Here is a 25,636-nt window from a genome sequence, read left to right on the forward strand (position 1 = left end):
ATGAGATGAAAATTACAGTGATAGGTGCCGGTGCTTGGGGAACAGCGTTGGCTATACATTTTTCCAAGCAGGGTCATGAAGTTTCTATGTGGGCGAGAAATGAAGCACATATGCGTGCTTTGCAACAAGATAGTGAAAATAAGCGATACTTGCCCGGATTCGAGTTACCAGAGGCTTTAAAGGCATGTACTTCCTTATCCGAAGCATTAAGCGGGAGCGAATTGGCTTTGATCGTTACCTCCGTAGCGGGTTTGCGTGATAGTGCCAAACTGTTGTCAGATAACGGCTATTCCCACCTGCCTGTTTTGGCAGCTTGTAAGGGTTTTGAACAAGATACCGGTTTGCTCACTTTCCAAGTTTTGAAAGAGGTTTTACCCGGTAATGATAAAGTCGGCGTACTTTCCGGCCCTAGTTTTGCACAAGAATTAGCTAAACAGTTGCCCTGTGCGGTAGTGCTGGCTTCAGAGAACAAACCATGGATCGAGAGCGTGGTACAGCAATTAAATTCAGGCGTGATGCGTTTGTATGGTAGTGAAGACGTTATTGGTGTGTCAGTTGGTGGAGCAGTGAAAAACGTCATGGCTATTGCCACAGGTCTTTCAGATGGCCTTGAATACGGTTTAAATGCACGTGCCGCTTTGGTAACCCGTGGTTTGGCTGAGATAACCCGACTGGCAGTGGCCATGGGCGCGCAGCCGAAAACCATGATGGGTCTGGCCGGCATGGGCGACTTGATTCTTACCTGTACCGGAGCGTTATCCCGTAACCGTCGGGTGGGGCTGGGGTTGGCTTCGGGTAAGGAATTGCATCAAGTGTTGGTCGAAATCGGTCATGTTTCCGAAGGTGTCAGCACTATTGAAGAAGTATTTAACACGGCGTGTAAATATCAGATCGATATGCCGATTACCCATACATTATTGCAACTTATCCGTAAAGAATTGACGGCCGAGCAAGTGGTTGAGCGTTTGATGGAGCGCGAAGCACGATTCGAATAAAGCCAATTCGGTAAATTTTCTAAGGCCGTCTGAAAAGATTTTCAGACGGCCTGATTTGACAGTACGCATACATCAATCTATGCTTGCAGCCATAATTTATTTTCCTGGTATGACAAATTATGAACCAGTCTTTGGAAAAACTTGAGGTCAGCGTTTATCAGCTGGCACAGAAATTTGAAACCGTAGTCGGTGAGAACAAGCGTCTGCATGAAGAAATTGCCCGTTTGAAGGCAGAACAAACCCAGCAGAAAAGTGAGCACCAGGCGGCCGTTGATGAATTAAGCGAAGCATTATTGGTGCAAGTGGGTAAGTTAAAAGAGGATCTGCAGAGTAAGATCGACGGATTAATGGTAGAAAACCAACAATACCGCGATTTATTAGAAGGTAGCGCAATGCATATCCGGACTTTGTTGGCAAGATTGCCGAAAGAGACGCAAGAATATGAGGGTGAATTATGAGCCATGAGCAAGTCAGTATCCATATCATGGGACGCCAGTTTAATATCGGTACTCCTCCGGAAGAAAAGGCTACCTTACTGCAGGCAGTCGAGTTATTAAATCAAAAAATCGATGCAATCAAACAAAACGGCAGAATTGTTGAAACCGATAAAATCGCAATTATGGCCGCCTTAAATGTAGTACATGATTTATTAAAAATGTCACTTAAAGATGATTTGGCAATCGGCGAATTTGAGCGTAAAATAAATGGCATGGTTGAGGTTTGCGATAAAGCCCTGTCAAGGCTTTCGAATTAAATCAACAACCAACAGTTTCTTCTTTTCCCTGCGGTGTTCGCGAAGGCATACATTCCTTTGAACCAATAAGTTCGCTTCAGGTTGCCGAGAGTAGTGATGGGAGCGAGCGTCGTTTATAGTCGATGCACCCGAAATCACCCCGAGGTGACCGCCTTGTCAGCAAGGTTCAAGCGGATTCAGCCTAAACGACATTTGCGGGGATTCAATTTTAAGAAATACCACCTATTGGGTGGTATTTTTATTCTATGGTATATCATGACATAGCACTTGCCGGGGCTTAGAAATGTATCGTATGCCAGACTCTTTGCGTTTTAAAATTTAAATGATGTTTTAAGCTGATGCTTGAAATACAACACTTTGGATTAGCCCTATTCTTAGAGAACCGGTAAATACTTTATACGGCGTCAATTTGATTGACAGAAAACTGATTTATCACTAGAATCGGTAGCTTTCTATATATTTGTTTGGATTCCTCCTTATGAAAACCTTTTCAGCCAAACCGCATGAGGTGAAGCGCGAATGGTTCGTTATCGACGCTCAAGATAAAGTTTTGGGTCGCGTTGCTGCCGAAATCGCCCACCGTCTGCGCGGTAAACACAAGCCAGAATATACTCCTCACGTTGATACCGGTGATTACATTATTGTAATTAATGCCGACAAATTGCGTGTTACCGGTAACAAAGCGTTGGATAAGAAATACTACCGCCATTCAGGCTATCCCGGTGGTATCTATGAGCGTAACTTCACCGAAATGCAAGAAAAATTCCCTGAGCGCGTTTTGGAGAAGGCCGTAAAAGGCATGTTGCCGAAAGGCCCCTTAGGTTACGCCATGATTAAAAAATTGAAAGTGTATGCAGGTGCCGAGCACGGCCATGCCGCACAACAACCTAAAGTATTGGAAATCTAAGGACACGACATGAACGGTAAATATTACTACGGCACTGGCCGCCGCAAAAGTTCAGTGGCTCGTGTATTCCTGCAAAAAGGTACAGGCCAAATCATCGTAAACGGCCGCCCTGTTGATGAATTTTTCGCACGTGAAACCAGCCGCATGGTTGTTCGCCAACCTTTGGTATTGACTGAAAATGCCGAAGCGTTTGATATTAAAGTAAACGTAGTTGGCGGTGGTGAAACCGGCCAATCTGGTGCTATCCGCCACGGTATCACCCGCGCTTTGATTGATTACGATGCAGCTTTGAAACCGGCTCTCTCTCAAGCTGGCTTTGTTACTCGTGATGCACGTGAAGTTGAACGTAAAAAATTCGGTTTGCGCAAAGCACGCCGTGCGAAACAATTCTCAAAACGTTAATTGTTTATCCAAAAAAGCCCCACAATGTGTGGGGCTTTTTTTATTTTCTACTGTTACCGTGTAAGCTCATAATTTTATTGGGCGAGATATGTTGATTCCATAATGCCGACTATTATTTTGTTGTTGGGGAAGGTTTTAATGGGAGATAAGATGGTTCATAAGTTTGTTATATACCGGGTTGAGGTAACAAAGTTGTCGGTGTCTAAATGAAAGATTTTGATCTTCTGTTGCTTATGGTAATCATATGTTCGGCAATATAAATAAGGCTGAATGTTTATTTTGATTAAAATATTGTACTTTATGAATTTTTGTAAATTTGTGCAATTTCACTACTGATTTTGGAGAGACTTGGTATCCTGTACTGGAGATATATAAGCTTTATTGTCTTTGAAATGGAATGCTAAATAAAGCGGAAGTATGTGTAACTAAGTTATGTTATAAAGCTTATGCTTGCTGTTAGCGATTAGCTAGTAATTTTGAAATATTTTATTAGAATGGGAAAAAATTATGGGTTGGTTAGGTACTATTATTGTAGGTTTTGTCATCGGTATATTGGCTAAGATGTTACACCCTGGTAAAGACAATTTGGGTTTTATTATGACCACTTTGTTAGGTGTGGGTGGTTCTTTATTGGCCGGTGCGGTTGGTGAGGGATTAGGCTGGTATCATGCAGGTGAAGGGGCTGGTTGGATTGCATCAACTATATTTGCAGTGATTATTTTGGCTATTTATACACGTGTGGTTAAGAAATAAGCATTTGTTTGCTGGACTATAAAGTTCATTTTGGGGCGGGGATGGAGTTTTCGGATTTCATCCCTAAATTTTTTATACATATGGCCCGATATGACAAAATTTTCAGAATCGATTCAGTTTTATTAAAAAATGCCTATGCCGTCTTAAAAACAATTCGATAGCGGTTAAATAAAAATACGCAAACAATATAGGTTTGCGTATTTTAAAATATTTGATTCTCAAAATGGTGATTTGATTAGCTTAACGGCTCAAGCAATTTGGCAAATGCATCGTTGAATTGTTGTAAGCCGTCTTCTTGTAAGCGTGAAGCCAGCGCTTCTACATCAATCCCGAGAGCTTCCACTTCAGCTAAGTGTGCCAATGCTTCTTTAGTATTGGCTGTTAATGTATTAGTTGCTACGCCATGATCTATAAAAGCTTTTAATGTAGCATCCGGTACGGTATTAACTGTTTCTCGGCCAATCAGGTTGTCTACATAGAGAGTATCTGGATATGAAGGGTTTTTTACGCCGGTAGAGGCCCAAAGTAATTGGACACGGTTTACATTTTCGTTAGCAAAAAATTCTTGGCTGAAGAAGTTCTGCCAGTCAAGATAAGCGGCTTTTGCTAAAGCAATGGCGACTTTCCCTTGTAAGTGGCTAGGAAGTGTCGTATCCAGAGCATTATCAATGCGTGAAATGAAGAAACTGGCCACAACTTGTATGTGCTTGGTCGGTAAACCGGCTGATAAGCGTTTTTCAATACCACGTTGATAGGCAGCATAAGCTTTTAGTGTTTGTTTGCGTGAGAATAACAGTGTAAGGTTAATGCTGAGGCCGTCTGAAACCAATTGTTCCAGTGCTTCGATGCCTGCATCTGTGGCAGGTACTTTGATCATAACGTTTTTGCGATTGATTTCTGCATGTAAACGCTTGGCTTCGGCAACCGTACCTGCGGCATCGTGTGCCAAATCCGGAGATACTTCTAAGCTTACAAAACCGGTTTTGCCGCCGCTTGATTCGAATTCCGGCAGGCATACGTCGCAAGCGGCTTGTACATCGGCAACGGCCAGTGTTTCATATCGTTGTTTCGGGTTAAGACTTTGTTCTTTTAAAGCGGTGATTTCATCTTTGTATAATGCATCGCCAGCAAAAGCTTTCTGGAAAATAGCGGGGTTTGATGTTACGCCGCATACACCTTGTTGCAACATTTTTGCCAATTCGCCGCTTTGTATCAGCGAGCGTGACAGGTTGTCCAGCCAGATTTGCTGTCCTAAAGCTTTAACGTCGGATAAAATGGTCATCTCTGAGGCCTTTTTGAGTTGAGAATAGATGAATAATCCTACCTTGAAATGGCGTATTTGAATAGAGTAGGGAACCAAAAGAATGAAAAATCAGGCTGTACAATATTTGGATTGGGCACGTCAGGTATTGCAGACGGAAATACAAGCCTTGCAAGAAGTTACGGCAGACTTGGATGATAATTTTTCACAAGCCGTCGAGGTCATTAAAAATTGCCCAGGGCGTATTGTGGTGATGGGTATCGGCAAATCCGGACATATCGGCCGAAAAATTGCGGCAACGTTGGCTTCGACGGGTACGCCTGCATTTTTTGTACATCCCGCAGAAGCTGCGCACGGTGATTTGGGAATGGTGGTGGACGGAGATGTGGTTTTGGCTCTTTCGAATTCCGGGGAGAGTGATGAGGTAACCGCCATTTTACCCGCTATTAAACGTAAAGAGGTAAAACTGGTATGTATTACAGGGAAGCCGCATTCTACTATGGGGCGTTATGCCGATATCCATATTACTTGTGCCGTTTCCGCCGAAGCATGCCCGTTGGGCTTGGCTCCGACTTCCAGTTCGACGGCAATGTTGGCTTTAGGAGATGCTTTGGCGGTGGCCTTGCTGAGGGCTAGAGAATTTACACTGGACGATTTCGCTTTGAGCCACCCGGCCGGAAGTTTGGGTAAGCGCTTGCTCTTGAGGGTACGGGATATTATGCATACAGGTGAAGCCTTACCCTTTGTGTTAGAGGGCACTTCTTTAAAAAACGGCATTATCCGTATGAGTGCTACAGGATTGGGGATGCTGGCCATTGTAGATCTGGAAAACCGTATCAAAGGTATCTTTACCGACGGCGATTTGCGCCGTTTGTTTCAGCAACGTGATGATTTTACCGGTTTGTATATGGATGAAGTTATGCATTTGAGCCCGCAAACCATTTCTGCCGATCAGTTGGCGACAGAAGCCTTGAAGCAGATGCAGCAAACCAAAGTAAGCGGCTTGTTGGTTGTTGATGAGGAGAAAAGGTTGGTGGGTGCGTTGAATATGCATGATTTGCTGAAGGCACGTATTATATAAAATATATGCAAATTGAATAAAAATAGGATTTAAAATTAATGAACCTTTCTCCCGAATTGGAAACAAGAGCCAAAGCCGTTAAGCTACTGATTATGGATGTGGATGGCGTGTTGACCGATGGTCATATCTATATCCGTGATAACGGTGAAGAGATTAAGTCGTTTCACACTTTGGATGGGCACGGTTTGAAAATGTTACAGAATAGCGGTGTCAGAACGGCGATTATTACCGGCAGAGATGCGCCGTCTGTCGGCTTGCGTGTTAAGCAATTAGGTATTAACTATTATTATAAAGGCATACACGATAAAAAAGCGGCCTATGCTGATTTGCGCGCCCAAGCAGGAGTAGAGGAGCATGAGTGTGCTTTTATCGGTGATGATGTGGTTGATTTGCCTGTTATGGTACGCTGCGGTTTGCCGGTTGCCGTACCTGAAGCACATGATTTTACTTTGCGGCATGCGGTTTATATAACGAAGAAGCAGGCAGGAAGAGGTGCGGTACGCGAATTGTGTGATTTGATTATGCTGGCACAGGGAACATTGCAGCCTGCACTGGAAGAGTACATTAAATGATAAAAAAATGGCGAGGCGGTTGGCTGTTTCCGCTGGTTTTGGCACTCGGTTTAGGAGTGTTGAGCGCCTGGTTGGGGCGTATTAGCGAGCTGGATATTGAAGAGGTGGCATTGAATCCGAACGAACCCCAATACTCTATGAGTGGTATTGATGGCCGTCGCTTTGATGAAACCGGCCGTCTGAAAGAGAATCTCAGTGCGAGAAAGGCTTGGCAGTTGCCTAAAAGTGATGATGTTTATTTTGCCGAACCAAATTTGGTGTTATACGGAGAAAGTGGGAGACTGTATGATGTAAATAGCAGTGAAGCCCGCTACAATACAGAAAACCGCCAAGTGGTTTTTGAAAAAAACGTGGTGTTGACCAAAGCGGCTGAAGCGGGACGTCCGGCCGGAATCTTGAAAACATCGAGTTTGACCGTAGATACCCAAAATGAAAATGCTTATACCGATGCAGCGGTTGTGTACCAATACGGACAATCGCAAGGTACGGCACAAGGTGTGCAATACAATCATCAAAAAGGTTTCCTAAATTTACCCTCGAGAGTGAAAGCCATTATTTATGACCCGAAAAATCCTTAAAAGCGCGGCATGGGCCGTATTTTTGGCTGCTGCGCCTGTCGCTTTCGCATTGGAAAGCGATCGTAATCAACCAATTGAAATCGAAGCAGACCAAGGCTCGCTTGATCAGGCTAACCAAGTAACCACTTTCAGTGGGAATGTTATTATCAAACAAGGTTCGCTCAATATCCGTGCCGGAAGCGTAAAAGTTTCGCGCGATGCGAAAGGGCAGCAGCTAATGGCGGCAACGGGCAATCCTGTCCGTTTCGGGCAAACGCTGGATGGTAATAAAGGCCGTGTCGAAGGGCAGGCCAATAATGTCGAATATTCTTCGGCAACAGGCATCGTGAAGTTGACCGGTAATGCCAAAGTTCAACGTGGCGGAGACAGGGCGGAGGGGGCCAGCATCGTTTATAATACCCGCACGGAAGTTTATACCGTTAGCGGCAGCAAGGTTGCCTCCGGTAAAGGCGGTAAGCGGGTAACCGTAGTTATCCAGCCTAATAAATAATTTTGAGCTCAAGATTCATCCGTCAGGCCGTCTGAAATTGACAGAAGCATTTCAGACGGCCTTAAAAACGTTTACAATAACCCCAATCACTTTTTTGAGTTTTCCTATGAATGCTACGCACAGCCGCTTACATGTCGCAAATTTACAGAAAGCGTTTAAAAAGCGCCAAGTAGTGAAAAACTTTTCATTGGATATTGAAAGCGGCGAAGTTGTAGGCTTGCTTGGGCCGAACGGGGCAGGTAAAACCACCAGCTTTTATATGATTGTCGGCTTGATTGCCGCGGATGCCGGTACGGTACAGCTCGATGGGCGGGAAATACGTCATCTGCCGATTCACGAACGCGCGCGGTTGGGTTTGGGTTACCTGCCCCAAGAGGCGTCTATTTTCAGAAAAATGACGGTAGAGCAAAATATCCGGGCGATCTTGGAAATCAGCTTGTCGGATAAGTCGAAAATCGACAGCGAATTAAACCGTTTGTTGGCCGATTTAAATATCGAGCGTTTGAGGGAAAGCCCTGCACCTTCTCTTTCTGGAGGAGAGCGCCGTCGCGTGGAAATCGCCCGTGTATTGGCTATGCAGCCGCGATTTATTTTGCTAGACGAACCCTTTGCGGGTGTAGATCCGATTGCCGTGCTGGATATTCAAAAAATCATTGAGTTTTTAAAGGCACGGGGTATCGGTGTATTGATTACCGACCATAATGTACGGGAAACCCTACGCATCTGTGATCGTGCTTATATTATCAGTGAAGGTACCGTATTAGCCTCAGGCGAACCTGATGAGTTGGTCAATAACGAGCAGGTACGCGCCGTTTATCTTGGTGAAAATTTCGATTATTAACATTCTTTATGAGCAGCCAGACTTTCCGCCTAAAACTGAAACAAACCCAGCAGCTGAACCAAAATTTACAGCAGTCTTTGCGTATTTTGCAGCTGTCGGGTTTGGAGTTGGAGCGGGAGGTGGATGATTGGTTGCAGGATAACCCCCTGCTTGAAAGGGTTGAGGCTGATTTCCAGTCTGAGCCCGAACGAGTTTCCGCTGCACCTGCCCGAACCAACCAAATCGGCGGCGAAGAGGCCGAAGATGTTTGGGCGACTATTGCCGATGAAGATAATTTCCACGAATACTTACACAAGCAAGTCAGCGAGCATCCCCTGAGTGCCGAAGAAGCGGCCAAAGTTCATTTTCTGATTGATTTTCTTGATGAACAAGGCTATTTGACAGATAGTCTTACCGATATTATCGAGCATACACCGCTAGAATGGATGTCGGATGAAGAAGATATCCAGCATGCTTTGGATTGTTTGCAGCAGTTTGATCCCGCAGGTGTTGGCGCTTCGGGTTTGGCTGAATCGTTGCTGTTGCAGTTGCAACGCTTGCCGGCTTCTTCCGCGCGCCAGTGCGCTGCACGGATCACTTTGGAGTATCTGGATGACTTGGGTGGGAGCCGGCAGCAGAATGTGATTAAATTAAAACGCGAGCTTCCGGATGATGCAGATACTATCCATCAGGCATTGGATATTATCGGTAGTCTTAATCCTTTTCCAGCTTACGGTTTTTCAGGAGGAGAACCTGCCGGTTATGTTCAACCCGATGTATGGGTTAAGGAAACTGCCGAGGGATGGACTGTTGGAAGTAACGAACAGGCATGGCCTCAAGTACGGGTTAATCAAGAATTTTACGACTTGCTGAAGAGCAGCCACGATGTGGATCCTGTGTGGAAAGAAAAAATTACCGAGGCACGCCAAAAAATCGAAAGCTTGGCACACCGTAAAAGTACGGTATTGCGTTTGGCGGAATATATTGTTGAACGGCAAGCCGATTTTTTTATTTTCGGTGAAATCGGGCTGACGCCGATGCTGTTGAAAGATGCCGCTGTCGATTTGGGTGTTGCAGAAAGTACGGTGTCCCGAGCTGTTAATCATAAATATTTGGCTTGCCCGCGCGGTGTGTTTGCGTTACGCTACTTCTTCACACAGGCAGTAGATGCAGGTGAGGACAACGAAGGAACCAGCCAAAGTGCAGTTAAAGCGATGCTGGCTCAATTGGTGGAGTCTGAAAATAAATATAAGCCTTATTCGGATCAAGCTTTATGTAAAATGTTGTCGCAGCAGGGGATTGAGATTGCACGGCGTACCGTTGCCAAATATCGCGAATCGATGAATATCGCTCCCGCCCACCAACGCAAGCTCGCACGGTAAGTATTTTTCTCCAATCCGTTTCAGGCGGATTGGAATTCTCAACCGAAGGAGTATAGTTATGAACCTGAAAATTACCGGTCTGAATTTCGATGTTACCGAAGCTATTAAGAATCACGTTGCCGGTAAACTTGAGCGGATTAACCGCCATGCGGAAAATGTGATTTCGGTGACCGTCACCCTTTCGGTGGAGAAAGTTAACAATAAGGCAGAGGCTGATGTACATTTGGCCGGTAAAAATTTGCATGTCGAAGCTGTTGAATCAGATATGTATGCGGCGGTAGATGTATTGATGGACAAACTTGACCGCGCCATTTTGAAGCATAAGGAAAAACGCAATGATGTGCGCTCGGCTCCGGTTCCGGCTGCCGAAGAATAATGTTCTATATTTCTTTTGAAAAACCCTGCTCAGGCAGGGTTTTTATTTATTTATGCCGTCTGAAAGTGTTTTCAGACGGCATATTTGAGGAGATATGAAGAAGGCGTGCCGCACTAGCGTTTGGTGCCGCTTAAACATGCCCAACCGTTATCGATTTGAGCAGGCGCCAAGTCGAACCACTGGCCGTAGATGCCGCTCATTTCCTCTACTTGTTCTTCGAGAATACCGGATAAAACGATACGGCCGCCTTGTTTGGTACGGCCAGCCAGCATTTCACCGAGCATGCGCAACGGATTGGCCAGAATATTGGCAACGACTACATCGAATTGGCCCTGTGGTAAAGCATCCGGAAGATAGAAATGGGCGCTGACATCGTTTTGGGCGGCATTGTCGTTACTGGCGCGGATGGCTTGTTCGTCAATATCTACGCCAGTAGCACTGCCGGCGCCGAGTTTGAGTGCGGCAATGGCCAAAATCCCTGATCCGCAACCATAGTCCAGTATGCTTTCTCCGCCTTTTAAATTGTTATCCAGCCATTGAAGACACAAATGTGTAGTCGGGTGGCTGCCGGTGCCGAATGCCAACCCGGGATCAAGTTGGAGGTTGACTGCTTGGGCATCCGGTACTTCGTGCCATGAGGGAGTAATCCATAGGCGGTCGGAAATTTTAATCGGGTCGAATTGTGATTGCGTAAGGCGAACCCAATCTTGCTCGGGCAGAAGTTCGGTTTCATAAACGGGGATGTTGATTCCGCATTGTTGTGCCGCCGCAGCGATAATCGGATCAACATCGGCTTGTTCTTCAAATAATACGATCACTTTGCTTTGCTGCCAGATTTGCTCGGTCGGCATGCCGGGCTCGCCGAAAATAGCTTGTTCGTTGGCGGTTCCGGCATAGGCGTCTTCAATGGCGGCTGAAAGGGCACCGTGTTCCATAAGTGCGTCTGAGAGAGGCTCCGCGATATGATCGTTGACGGCAATGGTGGTTTGTTGGTAGGCCATAATTTCTTTCATGTAAATTAAGGAGCCGTCTGAATGGTTTCAGACGGCTGATTCAGAATAGGTTCATTTTAACGGAACGGCTGCAATTTAAAAAGGTTTGAGGCCGTCTGAAAAAGCGGGCTTTACACGTCGGTATGATCCATCAGCCCTTTGGCGACTTTATCGGGTGTAAAGCGTACCGATTGAGGGTAGGGATAGAAATCGTCAAACAGGCCTTGTTCGAGCAAGGCTTTTTTCCCTTGCCAGAATTCAGGTGTGAGCAGGTCTTTGTGGTGTTGCAGGAACACTTGCTTCACATCAGGTTCGCCTAGTAGAAACGGGCCGAACTCTTCGGGAAAAACGTCTCCTTTGTGGACCGGATACCAAACCTCACCCGACATTTCGAACTCGGGATTGGGGGCGGGCGGGATGGCGCGGAAGTTGCAGTCGGTCATATATTCGATTTCGTCGTAATCATAGAAAATCACGCGCCCGAAACGGGTCATGCCGAAGTTTTTATACAGCATATCGCCGGGGAAGATGTTGGCAGAGGCCAACTCTTTGAGGGCGTAGCCGTAATCGATGACGGCAGCGGCTTTTTCAGCGGGTTTTGCCTGCTGCATAAAGAGGTTGAGCGGTTTCAAACGATACTCGACATACACGTGTTTGATAATCAGCCAGTCGTCGTTTTCTTCGATTTGTTCGGGCGCCAGTGTGCGCATTTCCTCAATAAATTCTTCACTGCAACGGTTTTTGGGCAGCGGTACATTGGAAAACTCCAAAATATCCGTCATCCGCCCGACGCGGTCATGTTTTTTCACCAAAAGATATTTTTGCCGCACATATTCGCGGTCGAAGTCTTTATTGGGGCCGAACTTATCTTTGATAACTTTGAAAACGTAGGGAAAAGAAGGTAGGGTGAACACCGTCATTACCAAACCTTTTACGCCGGGAGCGAGGATAAATTGGTCGTGGGAGTATTGGAGGTGTTGGGTAAATTCGCGCCACCAGATATTTTTTCCCTGCTTATGCAGACCCACCATGGTATAAAGATCGCCTATGGAACGGACTGGAAGCATATTGTGCAAAAAGCGTACATATCCGCTGGGTACGGGCATATCGACTAAGAAATAGGCTCGTGCAAATGAGAATAAAACGGCAATTTGTTTGGGGTCGAAAAGTGCTGTATCGACAATCAGCTTGCCGTTAGCGTTGTGCAGAACAGCCAGTGCAAAGGGATGGCGGACGCTGCCGTTGATAATCTGCCCGAAAATGTATGCGCCCTTATTCCGGTAAAAAGGTGAGTTCAGCACCTGAACATGCAGGTTCATTTCTTCGGGCGGCCAATCGGTTTGGAAGTGTCGTTTGGCAGCCCGCAAAATATTGCTGATGTCTTTGCCGATATGGGCAAACGGAACATTCCAGCCGAAATGAAAGAGGATATCGCGCATACAACCACGCAGGCCTTGTTTGCTGGGGTAAAACGAGCTGAAAGTGGGCGGGTCCGAGTCGATATATTCTGTGCTGGTGGCCGGTTTTACAAAGATGAATTGATTGTTGTAATACTCTTTTGAAAGCAGGCGGGTAGATACGGAATTGAAAAAAGTTTCTGCCAATTCGGGCTGTTTGTGGTTCACTAAAAGCGCAATATATTCGGTTTTGGCCGCCGCCCATACTTCATCGCTCAGCGCATTGGCGGCATGTTCGCGGCGCAGTGTGTCTACTGCCTCGGAAACCCGCTGATCGTACATCTGGATACGTGTGGCCACCAAATCCTGAATGCCGCGCCAGTTGCGCTCTTCGAAAAACGCCTTGGCTTTGGCGGTTACTTCGCGGTAAAGACGGTAGTGTTTGTTGAAGCCGGCAAGCATGGTTTCTGCAACCGCGCGCCCTTGAAGTTGCGATAGTTGTTGTCGCGTCATGATTTTCCTCAATACTTTGTAGATTTTTTGGCCTGGTTCATTAGTTCAGGCAGCCTGTATTTGATTGTTTATACAAGCGATTGGTTTATAAGTCTAACCTTATAAAGTTTCGGATGATTTTGCAAGCCGCTTGTTTGCTATGACCGTGATTGACCGGGATATTCGGTAGGGTGCTTGAATATTTTTCAGACGGCCTTATATAGGTAAAGATAATTTATATTGAAAGACTGTTGGATACAGGATATCGAAAATGAGCGAACAAAATACCCATACCGAAGAGAATATCGACAATGCAGCCGCTCCGGAGACAGCCGAAGCAGATGCTCAAGAGCAAGCCGTACCGCCTACATACGAAGAATTGCAGGCACGCGTAGAAGAGCTGGAGGGCATGCTGAAAGACGAGCAACTTCGCAGTTTGGCCAATGAGCAAAATTTGCGCCGCCGTCATGTTGAAGAAATCCAATCGGCACACAAATTCGCCGGCCAGAAATTCGCTACCGAAATGCTGCCCGTGAAAGATTATTTGGAGATGGCGCTGCTGGATCAAAGCGGTAATTTCGATGCCCTTAAAATGGGCGTTCAGATGACGCTGACCGAGCTGCAAAAAGCTTTCGACAACACTCAAATCACCGAAATCACCCCTCAGGCCGGAGAAAAACTCGATCCGCACCGTCATCAGGCTATGCAGGCGGTAGAGAGCGAGCAGGAGCCTAATACCATCGTGAGCGTTATGAAAAAAGGTTATGCCTTAAACGAACGCGTATTGCGCCCAGCTATGGTTGTGGTCGCAAAAACTACTGAAGAGTAAAGTTTAAAATGAGTAAATATAACAAACGGTATGAATATTCTTTCAACGACTGGGTACAAGATAATTTTACTGAGTTTTTGCCAGATTATGTCGAAGTAAGTACAGGCGATTATGGATGTCAAGGTGGTTCTTTGGATAGCGAAGAGTTTGAACGCATTGATGTCATTGATTACAAAGAAGGTGAAAATTGTATCCAGTTCACCTTTAAATTATTTGTTAATGCTAACGTGAGTGGTGAGGTTGGTGGCTTTCATGAACCTAATGAGCCAGATAATATGTTTTCCGTTTTTTGTGGGATTGCTGTCAATGATTGTATAGCTATAGGCCATAAACAACATAATGATATTGAGTGGGAATTTTCAAGTAAGGGCAATTACAAGATAGAAAATTTAAGCGGAGAATATTTGGATTAAGATATTTTTATTGCTATTTTCAGATACCTATGTTGGTAAAAATAGCTATCTGAAAACAAATAAAACTATATTTCTATTCAAATATTTGATTTTGAAGTAAATAAAAAAATATCCACAGGTGCTTGAAAACACCGCAATCCCCCTTATCTTGCATAACAATGCTGGGCACCGTGCTAGAAACAGCAAGTAGCCCCAAAGAATTATTCAATCATTAAGGAGCTATAAATCATGGCAAAAGTAATCGGTATTGACTTAGGTACAACCAACTCTTGTTTGGCTATTTCGGAAAACGGCCAAACTAAAGTGATCGAGAATGCCGAAGGCGCACGTACCACCCCGTCAATCATCGCTTATTTGGACGGTGGTGAAATCTTGGTCGGCGCACCGGCCAAGCGTCAAGCCGTAACCAATGCAAAAAATACTATTTATGCCGCCAAACGATTGATCGGCCATAAATTCGAAGATAAAGAAGTACAAAAAGACATTGACTTGATGCCTTTCGAAATCATCAAAGCCGCCAATGGCGACGCTTGGGTGAAAGCACAAGGTAAAGAGCTGTCTCCGCCGCAAGTATCTGCCGAAGTATTGCGCAAAATGAAAGAGGCCGCCGAAGCTTACTTGGGTGAGAAAGTAACCGAAGCCGTGATTACCGTACCGGCTTACTTCAATGACAGCCAACGTCAGGCAACTAAAGATGCCGGCCGTATCGCCGGCTTGGATGTGAAACGTATCATCAACGAACCGACGGCCGCAGCATTGGCGTTCGGTATGGATAAAGGCGACAACAAAGACCGTAAAATCGCCGTGTACGACTTGGGTGGCGGTACTTTCGATATTTCCATTATCGAAATCGCCAATGTGGATGGCGACAAACAATTCGAAGTATTGGCTACCAACGGTGATACTTTCTTGGGCGGTGAAGACTTCGACCAACGTTTGATCGACTACATCATTACCGAGTTCAAAAAAGAACAAGGTATTGATTTGAAACAAGACGTAATGGCTCTACAACGCTTGAAAGAAGCTGCAGAGAAAGCCAAAATCGAATTGTCGAGCGGTCAGCAAACCGAAATCAACCTGCCTTACATCACTATGGATGCGACCGGCCCGAAACATTTGGCGATGAAAATCACCCGTGCCAAGTTCGAAAGCCTGGTAGAAGATTTGATTGAACGTTCTATCGAGCCTTGCCGTATTGCTTTGAAAGATGCGGGCTTGAGCGCAAGCGAAATCGACGACGTGATTTTGGTGGGCGGTCAAACCCGTATGCCGAAAGTACAGGAAGCCGTAAAAGCCTTCTTCGGTAAAGAGCCGCGTAAAGATGTGAACCCCGATGAAGCGGTAGCCGTAGGTGCTGCGATTCAGGGCGAAGTATTGGGCGGCGGCCGCAGCGACGTATTGCTGTTGGACGTAACCCCCTTGTCGCTCGGTATCGAAACTATGGGCGGTGTGATGACCAAGCTGATTCAGAAAAACACCACTATTCCGACCAAGGCTTCACAAACTTTCTCGACTGCCGAAGATAACCAAAGCGCGGTAACCATCCATGTGTTGCAAGGTGAGCGTGAGCGTGCCTCTGCCAATAAATCGCTGGGTAACTTTAACTTGGGCGATATTGCACCGGCTCCGCGCGGCGTACCGCAAATCGAAGTAACATTCGATATTGATGCTAACGGTATCTTGCACGTGTCTGCCAAAGACAAAGGTACCGGTAAAGAAGCCAAGATTACCATTCAAGGTTCTTCCGGTTTGAGCGAGGAAGAAATCGAACGCATGGTGAAAGATGCGGAGGCCAATGCCGAGGAAGATAAAAAGCTGACTGAGCTGGTAGCTTCACGCAATCAGGCCGAAGCATTGATTCACTCGGTGAAAAAATCACTGGCTGATTACGGCGACAAACTGGATGCCGATGAGAAAGCTAAAATCGAAGATGCTTTGAAAGCTGCAGAAGAAGCCGTAAAAGGCGAGGACAAAGCTGATATCGATGCCAAGGCCGAAGCATTGGGTACTGCCAGCCAAAAACTGGGTGAGCTGGTTTATGCTCAAGCCCAAGCGGAAGCCCAAGCAGCTGAAAGCGGCGCACAAGCCGACGGTAAGAAAGACGATGATGTCGTTGACGCCGAGTTTGAAGAAGTGAAAGACAAAAAAGACTAATTGTGTTTAGTTCTTAGTGTAAAAAGCACCGCATATAGTTGCGGTGCTTTTTTATATTCGGATCATTCGTTGATATCAAATGCCGTCTGAAAACTTTCAGACGGCATTTGATTCAATATTATGTAACCGGAAAGAATTGCTTAAGATTTATCAGAATGTGCTACTTGTTATTTCAGTTGATTGTTGTAAATCAAGAGAGGGTTCAAACCTGATGTTTTCTAGTGCGATATAAACGGCAAAGCATTTATTGTCCGTTTAGGGAGAAAAAGGCCGTCTGAACTTCAGACGGCCTTTGAATTTTAACTGCCAAAATATAGGTAAACGGCAAAAAGTTCGTTATCGAACTATCAACTGCTTAGTTTCCCAATCCGGAAAGCTGACGGGTATCGAAGGCAATCATGCGTTCTTCGTTAGTCGGCACAACCATCGCACAAGGCATACTGCCTGCTTGTGTGATGATACCGGCCTTGCCGAAACGTGTGGCTTCATTGGCTGCTTCGTCAAGTTTCAGACCCAGAATGCCGAGGTATCCGATGGTTTTGGCACGGATCAGGCTTGAGTTTTCACCTATACCGCCGGTGAATACGAGCGCATCCAAGCGACCGGTGGCAACGCTCATGGCGGCAATGTATTTGGCTAAGCGGTAAGCGGTGATTTCTAAGGCCAATTTCGCCCCTTCGTGTCCTTCGGCGGCTGCTTCCTGAATAGTGCGCATGTCGTTCGATAGCTCGGAGATGCCCAGCAGTCCCGATTTTTTATTCAGCATATCGTTCACTTCTTTTGCGCTCAAACCGGTGGCCGCTTCAATAAAGGTGAATGCGCCGGGATCAATATCGCCGCTGCGCGTACCCATTACCAAACCTTCCAGAGGAGTCAGGCCCATGCTGGTATCTTTTGATTCTCCGCCCAAAATAGCGGCAACCGACGCACCATTACCCAGGTGTGCAACGATTAGGGCAGTGTCTTTCAAATCTTTGCCAAGCATATCGGCTGCTTCTTGGGCAACGTAGCGGTAGCTTGTACCGTGAAAGCCGTAGCGGCGCAATCCGTATTTGTGATAGAGCTCGCGCGGAACGGCATAGGTGTAGGCATGTTCGGGCATGGTTTGGTGGAATGCAGTATCGAATACGCCGACATTGGGCAGACCAGGGAAAATAGTGCGGGCGGCTTCGATACCGGTGAGGTTGGCGGGATTGTGTAACGGTGCCAGGGGAATACATTCTTCCAATGTGGCAATGACGTCGTCAGTCAGCAACACCGAAGCGGAATATTTTTCTCCGCCGTGTACGACGCGGTGGCCGATGGCCGCAACCAAGCTTTGCAGGTCATGGGATTTTAATTCTTCCAATAGCGCTTCTACGGCACCGGTATGGTCGTTCTTTTCGCCTAATTCAACGCGGTGTTTTTCGCCGGCATGACGTCCGATAAACCATGAATCGCGGTCGGCAGGAAGGGCTTTCGGATTATCAGCATAGCTGAAGGTGATATAAGCATCGGGAGTAGTTAGCTTTTCGGCTAAACAGCTGAGAACCAGTTCGCCGTGTTCGCTATCGAGCAGAGCGCCTTTGAGGGACGAGCTGCCGCAGTTTAAGACCAAAATCATTTTGGGATTGGCTTGCATTTGATATTTCTCCTTTGTGGTTTTTCTTGTGTAGTGCAATGTAATTGAAGAAGATGAGGTTGTGAAATTATTTCTGTGGATTGCTGCCATCAGAAAAATTGATAGAGGTTGTCGGTTTGGAAGATAAAAGGGATATTTACAAGCGTATGAATATCAATAAGATATTTTAAGATGGTAAATTTGGCCGAACGGTTAAGCTTTATGAAAAACGGCTCTACATAAGCAGAGCCGTTTTCAGACGGCCTATTTCTGATTAGGGTCGGGTATGCGGACAAAGCCTTCCATAATGATGCGTGCACTACGGCTCATGATGGCTTTGGTAACCGTCCATTCGCCGTTGCGTTCAACAGCTTGCGCACCGACGCGCAGCGTACCCGAAGGGTGGCCGAAGCGTACAGCCTCGTGGTTGCCTCCGCCTGCCGCCGCATTCACTAAAGTACCGGGAATTGCGGCGGCCGTGCCGATGGCAACGGCAGCGGTTCCCATCATGGCGTGGTGCAGCTTGCCCATGCTTAAAGCGCGAACCAGCAGGTCGACCTCCGCTGCCGCTACGTTTTTACCGCTGGAAGCTTTATAGCTTTGCGGCGGTGCGACAAAGGCGATTTTAGGTGTGTGTTGGCGGGTGGCGGCTTCGGAAAGATCTTGAATCAACCCCATTTTTAATGCCGCATGGGCACGGATGTTTTCGAAGCGGGCTAAGGCCTCCGGGTCGTTGTTAATATCATCTTGCAACTCGGTACCGGTATAGCCGATATCGGCGGCGTTGACAAAAACAGTGGGAATGCCGGCATTGATTAAAGTAGCTTTGAAAGTACCAACTCCGGGTACTTCAAGGTCGTCAACCAAATTTCCGGTTGGGAACATGGCTCCGCCGTCTTCTCCGTCATCTGCAGGGTCGATAAATTCGAGTTGGATTTCTGCGGCGGGGAAGGTTACGCCGTCTAGTTCGAAATCGCCGGTTTCCTGTACTTCGCCGTTACAAACGGGAACATGAGCCACAATGGTTTTTTGAATATTCGCCTGCCAGATCGTAACCGTACAGATGCCGTCTGAAGCGATGCGCTCGGGCGGAATAAAGCCCGCATGAATGGCAAATGCGCCTACGGCGGCGGAAAGGTTGCCGCAATTGCCGCTCCAGTCGACAAACGGTTTGTCGATAGAAACTTGACCGAACAAATAATCGACATCATGACCGGGGCGTGAAGATTTGCTGAGGATTACGGCTTTGCTGGTAGACGAACTGGCATTACCCAAACCGTCTATCTGCTTGCCGTAAGGATCGGGGCTGCCGAGTATGCGCAAAAGGATGTTGTCGCGCGCAGCACCTGCCGTGCGTGCTGCTTCGGGTAAATCCTCGAGTTTGAAAAATACGCCTTTAGAGGTGCCGCCGCGCATATAGGTGGCGGGTATTTTGATCTGCGGGGGAAAGTGGTTCATGATTTGGTTTCCTTTGTAAATCATTTTCTTATGGTTTGTTGCAGAGATTATTTTAGCGTTAATGTTTCCGGAGGCATAGAGGGTGGGAAATTTTGCCGGGATTTTTACCATATGGAGGCGGCTTGATTGCAAAAGGTTGGGCGGCAGGCAGTTTCAGCCGGTTGGCATGGCGCGGTTTTATTAGAATAAACATTCTTTTGCAGGTTAAGGATTTATTAGGTAATCGTGATATGATGGCGGATATTTTATGAAATGGTGATTGGTAAAGGAGAAACCATGTCTGCACCCCAAGCCGTATTGAGCGGCACCGGCTTGTTCACCCCGTCTAACGCGATCAGCAACGATGAGCTGGTGGCAACTTTTAACCGCTATGTTGCGGCCTTTAATGAACGGCATGCCGATGAAATTGCCGCTGGCACAATGGAGCCTTTGGCTGAATCAAGCAGTGAATTTATTGAAAAGGCATCCGGTATCAAAAGCCGTTTCGTATTGGATAAAGAAGGCATTTTGAATCCTGATATCATGTGTCCGCAGTTTCCCAAGCGTAGCAACGAAGAGTTGTCGGTACAGGCCGAAATGGGCGTTGCCGCAGCTAAAGAGGCACTGGAAAACGCCGGCGTAGAAGCTGCCGATATCGATATGGTGTTGGTAGCCAATTCCAATATGCAGCGCGCTTATCCCGCTATGGCGGTAGAAATTCAGACGGCCTTGGGCTGCGGTGGCTTTGCTTTTGATATGAATGTTGCCTGTTCGTCGGCTACATTCGCTCTGCAAACGGCAGCCGATGCGGTGAAAAGCGGCTCGGCTTCGCGCGTATTGATTGTGAATGCGGAAATTTGCTCGGCGCATTTGAATTTCCGCGAACGCGACAGCCACTTTATCTTTGGAGATGCCGCTACGGCGATGGTGGTTGTTCGAGATGACCTGGCCCGGGAGGGGCAGGGATTCCGTATTGTCGGAACGAAGTTGTGGACCCAGTTTTCTAATAATATCCGCAATAATTTCGGTTTTATCAACCGTTGTGAAATGGATGCCGATCCGATGGCGGCGGATAAATTGTTTGTACAAAACGGGCGTAAGGTATTTAAAGAAGTTTGCCCTGCAGTGGGTGAACATATTGTTGCCCATTTGGCCGAAAATCAAATCAAACCGCAAAATGTAGCGCGTTTTTGGCTGCATCAGGCAAACCGTACTATGAACGAATTAATCAGCCGCCGTGTATTGGGTCGTGACGCAAGCGCAGAAGAAGCGCCGATTATTCTTGATCGCTATGCCAATACCAGCTCTGCCGGATCCGTGATTGCATTGCATCTTCATCATGCGGACCTGCCGACCGGCAGTATCGGTGTGTTGTCCAGCTTCGGAGCGGGTTATTCTATCGGTTCGGTAATTTTGGAAAAACGTTAAACCCTGATGTTGATAAGGCCGTCTGAAACTCAAAGTTTCAGACGGCCTTTTTTATTGTTTCGATGCGGCTTAAAGCAGATTCGGGATTTTGTCTGAAATTGTATGCAAATCTATATATTTTTAGCTAAATATTTGATTTTACATTGGTTGACAACGCTATTTGTTTGAATTTACTATCTGACGGACTATCTGGGAAAGATAAATGCGGCAGAAATGGCTTTTGCCGAAAGGTTGGTATGAATGCCGTTGAAACACATAACTAAAGGAGGGTAGGGGTATGAATGATTGGCTTGAGAGAATGCGCGAGGCAATGCCTAATGGGGCAGGCGTATTATGCGATTGGTTTGCTGAAAGTGCCGACAATGCAGTCATTGTTTCGGCAGACGGCCGTGAGTTTATCGATTTTGCAGGCGGTATCGGCGTATTAAACACAGGGCACCGCCATCCGAAAGTGACCGCTGCCGTAGCCGATCAGCTTGACCGCTTTACCCATACGGCTTTCCAGGTCGTGCCGTACCAAAGCTATATCGAATTGGCAGAGCGCATCAATCGGTTGGTGCCGATCCAAGGTAAGGTGAAAAGCCAGTTTTTCTCTAGCGGTGCCGAGGCGGTGGAGAATGCCGTTAAAATCGCGCGCGCGTATACGAAGCGTAACGGCATTATTGCTTTTGGCGGCGCGTTTCACGGACGCACAATGATGACATTGGCACTTACCGGGAAAGTGATGCCGTATCAGGCCGATTTCGGTGCCATGCCCGCAGGTGTATTTCATGCGCTGTATCCTGCCTCTACCCAGAATATCAGCGTTGAGGATGCCGTTAAAAGCATCAAGCGTATTTTCAAAAGCGATATCGCCCCGCATGATGTGGCGGCGATTATTTTGGAACCGGTGCAGGGTGAAGGCGGTTTTAATGTTTGCCCGCCCGAATTTATGCGTGCGGTTCGTAAGATTTGCGACGAACACGGTATCGTGATGATTGCCGACGAAGTACAGGCCGGTTTTGCGCGTACGGGCAAATTGTTTGCTATGGAACACTATGATGTACAGCCCGATATCATGACCATGGCCAAAAGTATGGCGGGCGGGTTCGTATTGAGCGGTGTATCGGGTAAGGCAGAGATTATGGACGCTCCGCGCAAAGGCGGCTTGGGCGGCACTTATGCGGGAAATCCGTTGGGCATAGCGGCTGCTTTGGCGGTATTGGATGTGATTGAGGAAGAAAAATTATGCAATCGCTCAAAAGTTTTGGGCGAGCGGCTGACGACATTCCTAAAAGATTTGAACGCGCCTGAAATCACCGAAATCCGAGGTCTGGGATCAATGGTGGCGGTTGAATTCGGTGATGATGAAAATCCGAACGGTGAATTTGCCGCCAAAGTGCAGAAAGAGGCCATGAACCAACAATTGCTCTTACTTACATGCGGCGCCCACGGTAATGTTATCCGCTTCCTCTACCCGCTGACGATTGAAGATGATACTTTCGATAAAGGCTTGGCGGTGTTGGCACAAGCGATTTCTCGGGCACGAGGTTGAGAGCGGCAGGCCGTCTGAAGCAGGCGGCGGATATACAGATAATCAGTATGAGGAATTCAAATGAAAACCATAGAGCAGTTGCTGCAACATTCTGATGTGAGTTTCGATAAAATTTCAGACGGCTTGGAAGTGACTAATCCGGCTACCGGCGAAACGATTGCTTTCGTACGGAAAACCGATGCAGCAACTTTAAACGGTTTGATTGAGAAAGCGGCACTGGCGCAAAAACAGTGGGCGGTAAAAACTGCCTTAGAGCGCGCCGATATTCTATTGTGCTGGTATCGTTTGTTGAAAGAGAATAAAGAAAACCTCGCCCGTATCATGACTATGGAGCAGGGAAAAAGCCTGATCGAATCGCGCGGCGAGATTGACTATGCCGCCGGTTTTATCCGCTGGTTTGCCGAAGAAGCCCGCCGCATAGACGGTGATATTCTTACGAGTGTGAAGCCAAACCAGAAAATGCTGGTGTTGAAGCAGCCGGTCGGGGTAACTGCCGCTATCACACCGTGGAATTTCCCTGCGGCAATGATTACCCGTAAAGCAGCTCCGGCTTTGGCAGTGGGCTGTGCCATGTTGGTGAAACCTGCCAGCCAAACCCCACTTTCCGCCTATGCGCAAGCCGTGTTGGCTTACGAAGCAGGCGTGCCGGAAGATTTATTTGTGGTCGTGAACGGCAGTGCATCGGAAATAGGCGGTGTGTTTGCCCATCATGAAACCGTACGTAAAATCAGTTTTACCGGTTCTACTGAAGTAGGGGCGAAAATCTTTGCCGAATCTGCAGGGCAGATTAAAAAACTCAGCTTGGAGTTGGGCGGTAATGCGCCGTTTATCGTTTTTGACGATGCGGATGTGGATAAGGCGGTTGAAGGCTTGCTTGCAAGTAAATTCCGCAATAGCGGCCAAACCTGTGTTTGTACAAACCGCGTGTACGCCCATGCGGCAGTTTATGATGAATTCTGCCGGAAATTGGCAGAGAAAGTATCCGGTTTCAAATTGGGTAACGGTTTGGAGGAGGGCGTCAACCAAGGGCCGTTGATTGATGAAAAAGCCGTCTGCAAAGTAGAGGAGCATATTGCCGATGCTCTAGAGAAAGGCGCCGTATGTTTGGCAGGCGGTAAACGCAGCGCTTTGGGAGGAACGTTTTTCGAGCCTACGGTATTGGGCGGCGTAACTGCCGACATGAAAGTCGCACATGAAGAAACCTTCGGCCCGCTCTGTCCGGTATTCAAATTCGAGCATGAAGAAGACGTCGTAGCTGCCGCTAATAATACGGAATTCGGCTTGGCCGCTTATATCTATACGCAAAGTGCTGCCCGTCAATGGCGTGTGGCCGAAGCTTTAGAATATGGCATGGTTGGTATCAATACCGGATTAATCAGCAACGAAGTTGCACCCTTTGGCGGTATCAAGTCCAGCGGCTTGGGACGAGAGGGCAGCAAATACGGGGTAGATGAATATTTGGAATTGAAATATTTGTGTTTGGATTTGGGCTAGAACAGTGTTGCTGCCGTACGATAAAAAAGCCGTCTGAAAATATTTTCAGACGGCTTTTTTAGTTTGATCGGCTTTAGCCGTTAACGTTATCTGTTTGCGGAGCCGGTACTTCAAACACTTGGCGCAGATAAGCGAGGAAAGTGTCGTTGTCGGTCATGGTTTTACCGGGGCTGTCGGAGAGTTTGGCTACCGATTGGCCGTTGCATTCCACCAGTTTCAAAACGATATTGAGGGTGGTCAGCCCCATATCATTGGTTAAGTTGGTACCGATACCGAAGCTGGTTTTGAAGCGGTCTTTGAAGTATTGGTGCAGCGCCCATGATTTTTCGATATTAAGGCCGTCACTGAAAGTCAGCATTTTGGTATGGCTGTCGATTTTCAGTTTTTTATAGTGATGGTAGGCTTTGTCGCCCCATACATAAGGATCTCCGCTGTCGTGGCGCAGGCCGTCGAAAAGCTTGGCGAAGTATAGGTCGAAATCGCGCAGGAAGGCATCCATGCCGACTACGTCGGTTAGGGCGATACCGAGGTCGCCGCGGTATTCGTGTACCCACGCCTCAAGAGCGGCTTTTTGAAAATCGCGCAGGCGGACATCCAATGCCTGAAAGGCTTGTAGAAATTCGTGTGCCATCGTACCGATGGGTGTGATACCGAGTTTTTTAGCAAGGTAAACATTGCTGGTGCCGCGTACGATATTGGGCGCGGCGGCATGAAGGGTTTTGATGACGTGTTCCTGCCAGGCCAGCGTATAGCGGCGGCGGGTGCCGAAATCGGAAATCAGGAACGGAGGATCTTCGGGGTTTTGTTGCTTATCGAGTTCTTGGAGCAGGGCGGCTTTGGCCTGAAGGCGGCACTCGCCTTCGGCGAGGATTTCGGGTGTTTCCAAGCGGCGGAAGTAGAGTTCATTCACGATTGCCAAAGTGAAAATTTCAAAGAACATGGCTTGGATAATCGGGCCTTCTACTTTGATGTTCAGACGGCCTTTGCTGTCTGTGGAAACGGTAATAAAGCGGCGTTTGAGCTGGAAAAGCTCGAGATAGTCGACAAAGTCGCTTTTGATAAAGCGCATATCACGCAGATATTGGAGCTCGTCTTCTTTAAATTTGACTTCGCATAAGGCATCCAGCTCGCGTTCGAGTTCTTCTTTTATTTCGGCCAGCGGGTAAGCTGTTTGATCGTTGTTGCGGCAACGGAATTCATAGACGCCGTGTGCTTGCGGGAATTGGTGCAGCACTACTTGCAGCATGGTGAATTTGTATAAATCAGTATCAAGTAGGGAATGGATAATGGGAGCGTGCGGCATGAGAATGATTCTTATCGGTTGCAATGATGTTATTAAACCACGTTTTACGGAGTTTGGGTATGTACCGGATAGGAAGTCATGTTTAGCTGCAAGTATTTGTCTCAGTTAAGTATCGTATCAGCATGGAAAAGGCCGTCTGAAAGAATATGAAGAGACTGCAAACTGCAAAAGTTTTCAGACGGCCTGCAAACA

Annotated in this window: 25 protein-coding genes and 1 other RNA gene; 20 read left to right on the plus strand and 6 right to left on the minus strand. The window is 47.0% G+C overall.

All coding sequences use genetic code 11. From position 1 onward, the window contains the following. Window positions 1–5 precede the first annotated feature (5 nt). From LVJ86_RS01705 to LVJ86_RS01735, 7 genes are all read left to right on the plus strand, one after another. Window positions 6–995, plus strand: a complete 990-nt coding sequence (locus LVJ86_RS01705; RefSeq protein ID WP_047760050.1) for an NAD(P)H-dependent glycerol-3-phosphate dehydrogenase — start codon at window positions 6–8, stop codon at window positions 993–995. A 119-nt stretch (window positions 996–1,114) separates the two neighbouring features. Then, complete coding sequence (locus LVJ86_RS01710) at window positions 1,115–1,453, plus strand: hypothetical protein (RefSeq protein WP_047759911.1); 339 nt, start codon at window positions 1,115–1,117, stop codon at window positions 1,451–1,453. Next, the gene (locus LVJ86_RS01715; protein WP_047759910.1) at window positions 1,450–1,749 is read left to right on the plus strand and encodes a cell division protein ZapA; all 300 of its coding nucleotides are present in this window, start codon (window positions 1,450–1,452) and stop codon (window positions 1,747–1,749) included. Before LVJ86_RS01710 ends, LVJ86_RS01715 begins: the two co-directional genes overlap by 4 nt. 22 nt (window positions 1,750–1,771) lie before the next feature. After that, window positions 1,772–1,954: non-coding RNA, 6S RNA (ssrS, locus tag LVJ86_RS01720), on the plus strand. A 273-nt stretch (window positions 1,955–2,227) separates the two neighbouring features. After that, complete coding sequence (gene rplM / locus LVJ86_RS01725; protein ID WP_047759909.1) at window positions 2,228–2,656, plus strand: 50S ribosomal protein L13; 429 nt, start codon at window positions 2,228–2,230, stop codon at window positions 2,654–2,656. A 9-nt stretch (window positions 2,657–2,665) separates the two neighbouring features. Then, window positions 2,666–3,058, plus strand: coding sequence for a 30S ribosomal protein S9 (gene rpsI, locus LVJ86_RS01730; protein WP_047759908.1), 393 nt, complete (start codon window positions 2,666–2,668; stop codon window positions 3,056–3,058). Window positions 3,059–3,565: 507 nt separating this feature from the next. Next, complete coding sequence (locus LVJ86_RS01735; RefSeq protein ID WP_047759907.1) at window positions 3,566–3,811, plus strand: GlsB/YeaQ/YmgE family stress response membrane protein; 246 nt, start codon at window positions 3,566–3,568, stop codon at window positions 3,809–3,811. A gap of 235 nt (window positions 3,812–4,046) precedes the next feature. Here the strand turns inward: LVJ86_RS01735 and tal are convergent, their stop codons facing one another. Next, window positions 4,047–5,093, minus strand: a complete 1,047-nt coding sequence (gene tal, locus LVJ86_RS01740) for a transaldolase (protein ID WP_047759906.1) — start codon at window positions 5,091–5,093, stop codon at window positions 4,047–4,049. An 82-nt stretch (window positions 5,094–5,175) separates the two neighbouring features. Here tal and LVJ86_RS01745 point away from each other — a divergent pair, with 82 nt between their 5' ends. The 7 genes from LVJ86_RS01745 to hpf all read left to right on the plus strand — a co-directional run bounded on the left by LVJ86_RS01745 (window position 5,176) and on the right by hpf (window position 10,371). Then, entirely contained in the window at window positions 5,176–6,153 is a 978-nt protein-coding gene (locus LVJ86_RS01745; RefSeq protein WP_047759905.1) for a KpsF/GutQ family sugar-phosphate isomerase, read from the plus strand. 38 nt (window positions 6,154–6,191) lie between these two features. Then, window positions 6,192–6,725: a KdsC family phosphatase gene (locus tag LVJ86_RS01750; protein ID WP_047759904.1), complete on the plus strand. Its 534-nt coding sequence runs from the start codon at window positions 6,192–6,194 to the stop codon at window positions 6,723–6,725. Beyond that, on the plus strand, window positions 6,722–7,303 hold the full coding sequence (gene lptC, locus LVJ86_RS01755) for an LPS export ABC transporter periplasmic protein LptC (protein ID WP_047759903.1): 582 nt from the start codon (window positions 6,722–6,724) through the stop codon (window positions 7,301–7,303). Before LVJ86_RS01750 ends, lptC begins: the two co-directional genes overlap by 4 nt. Further along, entirely contained in the window at window positions 7,284–7,793 is a 510-nt protein-coding gene (gene lptA, locus LVJ86_RS01760; RefSeq protein ID WP_047759902.1) for a lipopolysaccharide transport periplasmic protein LptA, read from the plus strand. Before lptC ends, lptA begins: the two co-directional genes overlap by 20 nt. A 106-nt stretch (window positions 7,794–7,899) precedes the next feature. Continuing rightward, window positions 7,900–8,634 carry an LPS export ABC transporter ATP-binding protein gene (gene lptB, locus LVJ86_RS01765; RefSeq protein WP_047759901.1) on the plus strand — a complete coding sequence of 245 codons (735 nt, stop codon included), beginning with the start codon at window positions 7,900–7,902 and terminating at the stop codon, window positions 8,632–8,634. 8 nt (window positions 8,635–8,642) lie between these two features. Next, window positions 8,643–9,995 (plus strand): RNA polymerase factor sigma-54, encoded by a 1,353-nt coding sequence (rpoN, locus tag LVJ86_RS01770; protein WP_047759900.1) that lies wholly within the window; start codon window positions 8,643–8,645, stop codon window positions 9,993–9,995. A 58-nt stretch (window positions 9,996–10,053) separates the two neighbouring features. Beyond that, the gene (gene hpf / locus LVJ86_RS01775) at window positions 10,054–10,371 is read left to right on the plus strand and encodes a ribosome hibernation-promoting factor, HPF/YfiA family (protein WP_047759899.1); all 318 of its coding nucleotides are present in this window, start codon (window positions 10,054–10,056) and stop codon (window positions 10,369–10,371) included. Window positions 10,372–10,484: 113 nt separating this feature from the next. On the opposite strand, the gene prmA is transcribed toward hpf, so the two are convergent. Next, entirely contained in the window at window positions 10,485–11,372 is an 888-nt protein-coding gene (gene prmA / locus LVJ86_RS01780) for a 50S ribosomal protein L11 methyltransferase (RefSeq protein ID WP_047760049.1), read from the minus strand. 122 nt (window positions 11,373–11,494) lie between these two features. Then, window positions 11,495–13,273: a bifunctional isocitrate dehydrogenase kinase/phosphatase gene (gene aceK / locus LVJ86_RS01785; protein WP_047759898.1), complete on the minus strand. Its 1,779-nt coding sequence runs from the start codon at window positions 13,271–13,273 to the stop codon at window positions 11,495–11,497. A 250-nt stretch (window positions 13,274–13,523) separates the two neighbouring features. Here aceK and grpE point away from each other — a divergent pair, with 250 nt between their 5' ends. The 3 genes from grpE to dnaK all read left to right on the plus strand — a co-directional run bounded on the left by grpE (window position 13,524) and on the right by dnaK (window position 16,648). Continuing rightward, a complete protein-coding gene (gene grpE / locus LVJ86_RS01790; RefSeq protein ID WP_047759897.1) occupies window positions 13,524–14,081 on the plus strand; it encodes a nucleotide exchange factor GrpE in 558 nt (185 codons plus the stop codon). Window positions 14,082–14,089: 8 nt separating this feature from the next. Further along, complete coding sequence (locus LVJ86_RS01795) at window positions 14,090–14,494, plus strand: hypothetical protein (RefSeq protein ID WP_047759896.1); 405 nt, start codon at window positions 14,090–14,092, stop codon at window positions 14,492–14,494. Between the two features lie 228 nt (window positions 14,495–14,722). Beyond that, a complete protein-coding gene (dnaK, locus tag LVJ86_RS01800; RefSeq protein WP_047759895.1) occupies window positions 14,723–16,648 on the plus strand; it encodes a molecular chaperone DnaK in 1,926 nt (641 codons plus the stop codon). A gap of 355 nt (window positions 16,649–17,003) precedes the next feature. Here the strand turns inward: dnaK and LVJ86_RS01805 are convergent, their stop codons facing one another. Both LVJ86_RS01805 and prpF read right to left on the minus strand, forming a co-directional pair. Next, window positions 17,004–18,269 carry an acetate kinase gene (locus LVJ86_RS01805; RefSeq protein ID WP_047759894.1) on the minus strand — a complete coding sequence of 422 codons (1,266 nt, stop codon included), beginning with the start codon at window positions 18,267–18,269 and terminating at the stop codon, window positions 17,004–17,006. Between the two features lie 243 nt (window positions 18,270–18,512). Next, the gene (gene prpF / locus LVJ86_RS01810; RefSeq protein WP_047760048.1) at window positions 18,513–19,706 is read right to left on the minus strand and encodes a 2-methylaconitate cis-trans isomerase PrpF; all 1,194 of its coding nucleotides are present in this window, start codon (window positions 19,704–19,706) and stop codon (window positions 18,513–18,515) included. 276 nt (window positions 19,707–19,982) lie between these two features. Here prpF and LVJ86_RS01815 point away from each other — a divergent pair, with 276 nt between their 5' ends. The 3 genes from LVJ86_RS01815 to LVJ86_RS01825 all read left to right on the plus strand — a co-directional run bounded on the left by LVJ86_RS01815 (window position 19,983) and on the right by LVJ86_RS01825 (window position 24,141). Next, on the plus strand, window positions 19,983–21,113 hold the full coding sequence (locus LVJ86_RS01815; RefSeq protein ID WP_047760047.1) for a beta-ketoacyl-ACP synthase III: 1,131 nt from the start codon (window positions 19,983–19,985) through the stop codon (window positions 21,111–21,113). Between the two features lie 277 nt (window positions 21,114–21,390). Next, entirely contained in the window at window positions 21,391–22,647 is a 1,257-nt protein-coding gene (gene gabT, locus LVJ86_RS01820) for a 4-aminobutyrate--2-oxoglutarate transaminase (protein WP_047759893.1), read from the plus strand. Between the two features lie 60 nt (window positions 22,648–22,707). Further along, window positions 22,708–24,141 (plus strand): NAD-dependent succinate-semialdehyde dehydrogenase, encoded by a 1,434-nt coding sequence (locus LVJ86_RS01825; RefSeq protein ID WP_047759892.1) that lies wholly within the window; start codon window positions 22,708–22,710, stop codon window positions 24,139–24,141. A 73-nt stretch (window positions 24,142–24,214) separates the two neighbouring features. On the opposite strand, the gene pncB is transcribed toward LVJ86_RS01825, so the two are convergent. Beyond that, window positions 24,215–25,444, minus strand: a complete 1,230-nt coding sequence (gene pncB, locus LVJ86_RS01830; protein ID WP_047759891.1) for a nicotinate phosphoribosyltransferase — start codon at window positions 25,442–25,444, stop codon at window positions 24,215–24,217. Window positions 25,445–25,636 lie beyond the last annotated feature (192 nt).

Origin of the sequence: Neisseria arctica, assembly GCF_022870905.1 — a bacterium.
Taxonomy (GTDB): domain Bacteria; phylum Pseudomonadota; class Gammaproteobacteria; order Burkholderiales; family Neisseriaceae; genus Neisseria; species Neisseria arctica.

Bases quoted from the DNA above. Each gene is read 5' to 3' on its own strand.
- LVJ86_RS01705 (WP_047760050.1), top strand. From the start codon at position 6: ATGAAAATTACAGTGATAGGTGCCGGTGCTTGGGGAACAGCGTTGGCT.
- LVJ86_RS01710 (WP_047759911.1), top strand. From the start codon at position 1,115: ATGAACCAGTCTTTGGAAAAACTTGAGGTCAGCGTTTATCAGCTGGCA.
- LVJ86_RS01715 (WP_047759910.1), top strand. From the start codon at position 1,450: ATGAGCCATGAGCAAGTCAGTATCCATATCATGGGACGCCAGTTTAAT.
- rplM (WP_047759909.1), top strand. From the start codon at position 2,228: ATGAAAACCTTTTCAGCCAAACCGCATGAGGTGAAGCGCGAATGGTTC.
- rpsI (WP_047759908.1), top strand. From the start codon at position 2,666: ATGAACGGTAAATATTACTACGGCACTGGCCGCCGCAAAAGTTCAGTG.
- LVJ86_RS01735 (WP_047759907.1), top strand. From the start codon at position 3,566: ATGGGTTGGTTAGGTACTATTATTGTAGGTTTTGTCATCGGTATATTG.
- tal (WP_047759906.1), bottom strand. From the start codon at position 5,093: ATGACCATTTTATCCGACGTTAAAGCTTTAGGACAGCAAATCTGGCTG.
- LVJ86_RS01745 (WP_047759905.1), top strand. From the start codon at position 5,176: ATGAAAAATCAGGCTGTACAATATTTGGATTGGGCACGTCAGGTATTG.
- LVJ86_RS01750 (WP_047759904.1), top strand. From the start codon at position 6,192: ATGAACCTTTCTCCCGAATTGGAAACAAGAGCCAAAGCCGTTAAGCTA.
- lptC (WP_047759903.1), top strand. From the start codon at position 6,722: ATGATAAAAAAATGGCGAGGCGGTTGGCTGTTTCCGCTGGTTTTGGCA.
- lptA (WP_047759902.1), top strand. From the start codon at position 7,284: ATGACCCGAAAAATCCTTAAAAGCGCGGCATGGGCCGTATTTTTGGCT.
- lptB (WP_047759901.1), top strand. From the start codon at position 7,900: ATGAATGCTACGCACAGCCGCTTACATGTCGCAAATTTACAGAAAGCG.
- rpoN (WP_047759900.1), top strand. From the start codon at position 8,643: ATGAGCAGCCAGACTTTCCGCCTAAAACTGAAACAAACCCAGCAGCTG.
- hpf (WP_047759899.1), top strand. From the start codon at position 10,054: ATGAACCTGAAAATTACCGGTCTGAATTTCGATGTTACCGAAGCTATT.
- prmA (WP_047760049.1), bottom strand. From the start codon at position 11,372: ATGGCCTACCAACAAACCACCATTGCCGTCAACGATCATATCGCGGAG.
- aceK (WP_047759898.1), bottom strand. From the start codon at position 13,273: ATGACGCGACAACAACTATCGCAACTTCAAGGGCGCGCGGTTGCAGAA.
- grpE (WP_047759897.1), top strand. From the start codon at position 13,524: ATGAGCGAACAAAATACCCATACCGAAGAGAATATCGACAATGCAGCC.
- LVJ86_RS01795 (WP_047759896.1), top strand. From the start codon at position 14,090: ATGAGTAAATATAACAAACGGTATGAATATTCTTTCAACGACTGGGTA.
- dnaK (WP_047759895.1), top strand. From the start codon at position 14,723: ATGGCAAAAGTAATCGGTATTGACTTAGGTACAACCAACTCTTGTTTG.
- LVJ86_RS01805 (WP_047759894.1), bottom strand. From the start codon at position 18,269: ATGCAAGCCAATCCCAAAATGATTTTGGTCTTAAACTGCGGCAGCTCG.
- prpF (WP_047760048.1), bottom strand. From the start codon at position 19,706: ATGAACCACTTTCCCCCGCAGATCAAAATACCCGCCACCTATATGCGC.
- LVJ86_RS01815 (WP_047760047.1), top strand. From the start codon at position 19,983: ATGTCTGCACCCCAAGCCGTATTGAGCGGCACCGGCTTGTTCACCCCG.
- gabT (WP_047759893.1), top strand. From the start codon at position 21,391: ATGAATGATTGGCTTGAGAGAATGCGCGAGGCAATGCCTAATGGGGCA.
- LVJ86_RS01825 (WP_047759892.1), top strand. From the start codon at position 22,708: ATGAAAACCATAGAGCAGTTGCTGCAACATTCTGATGTGAGTTTCGAT.
- pncB (WP_047759891.1), bottom strand. From the start codon at position 25,444: ATGCCGCACGCTCCCATTATCCATTCCCTACTTGATACTGATTTATAC.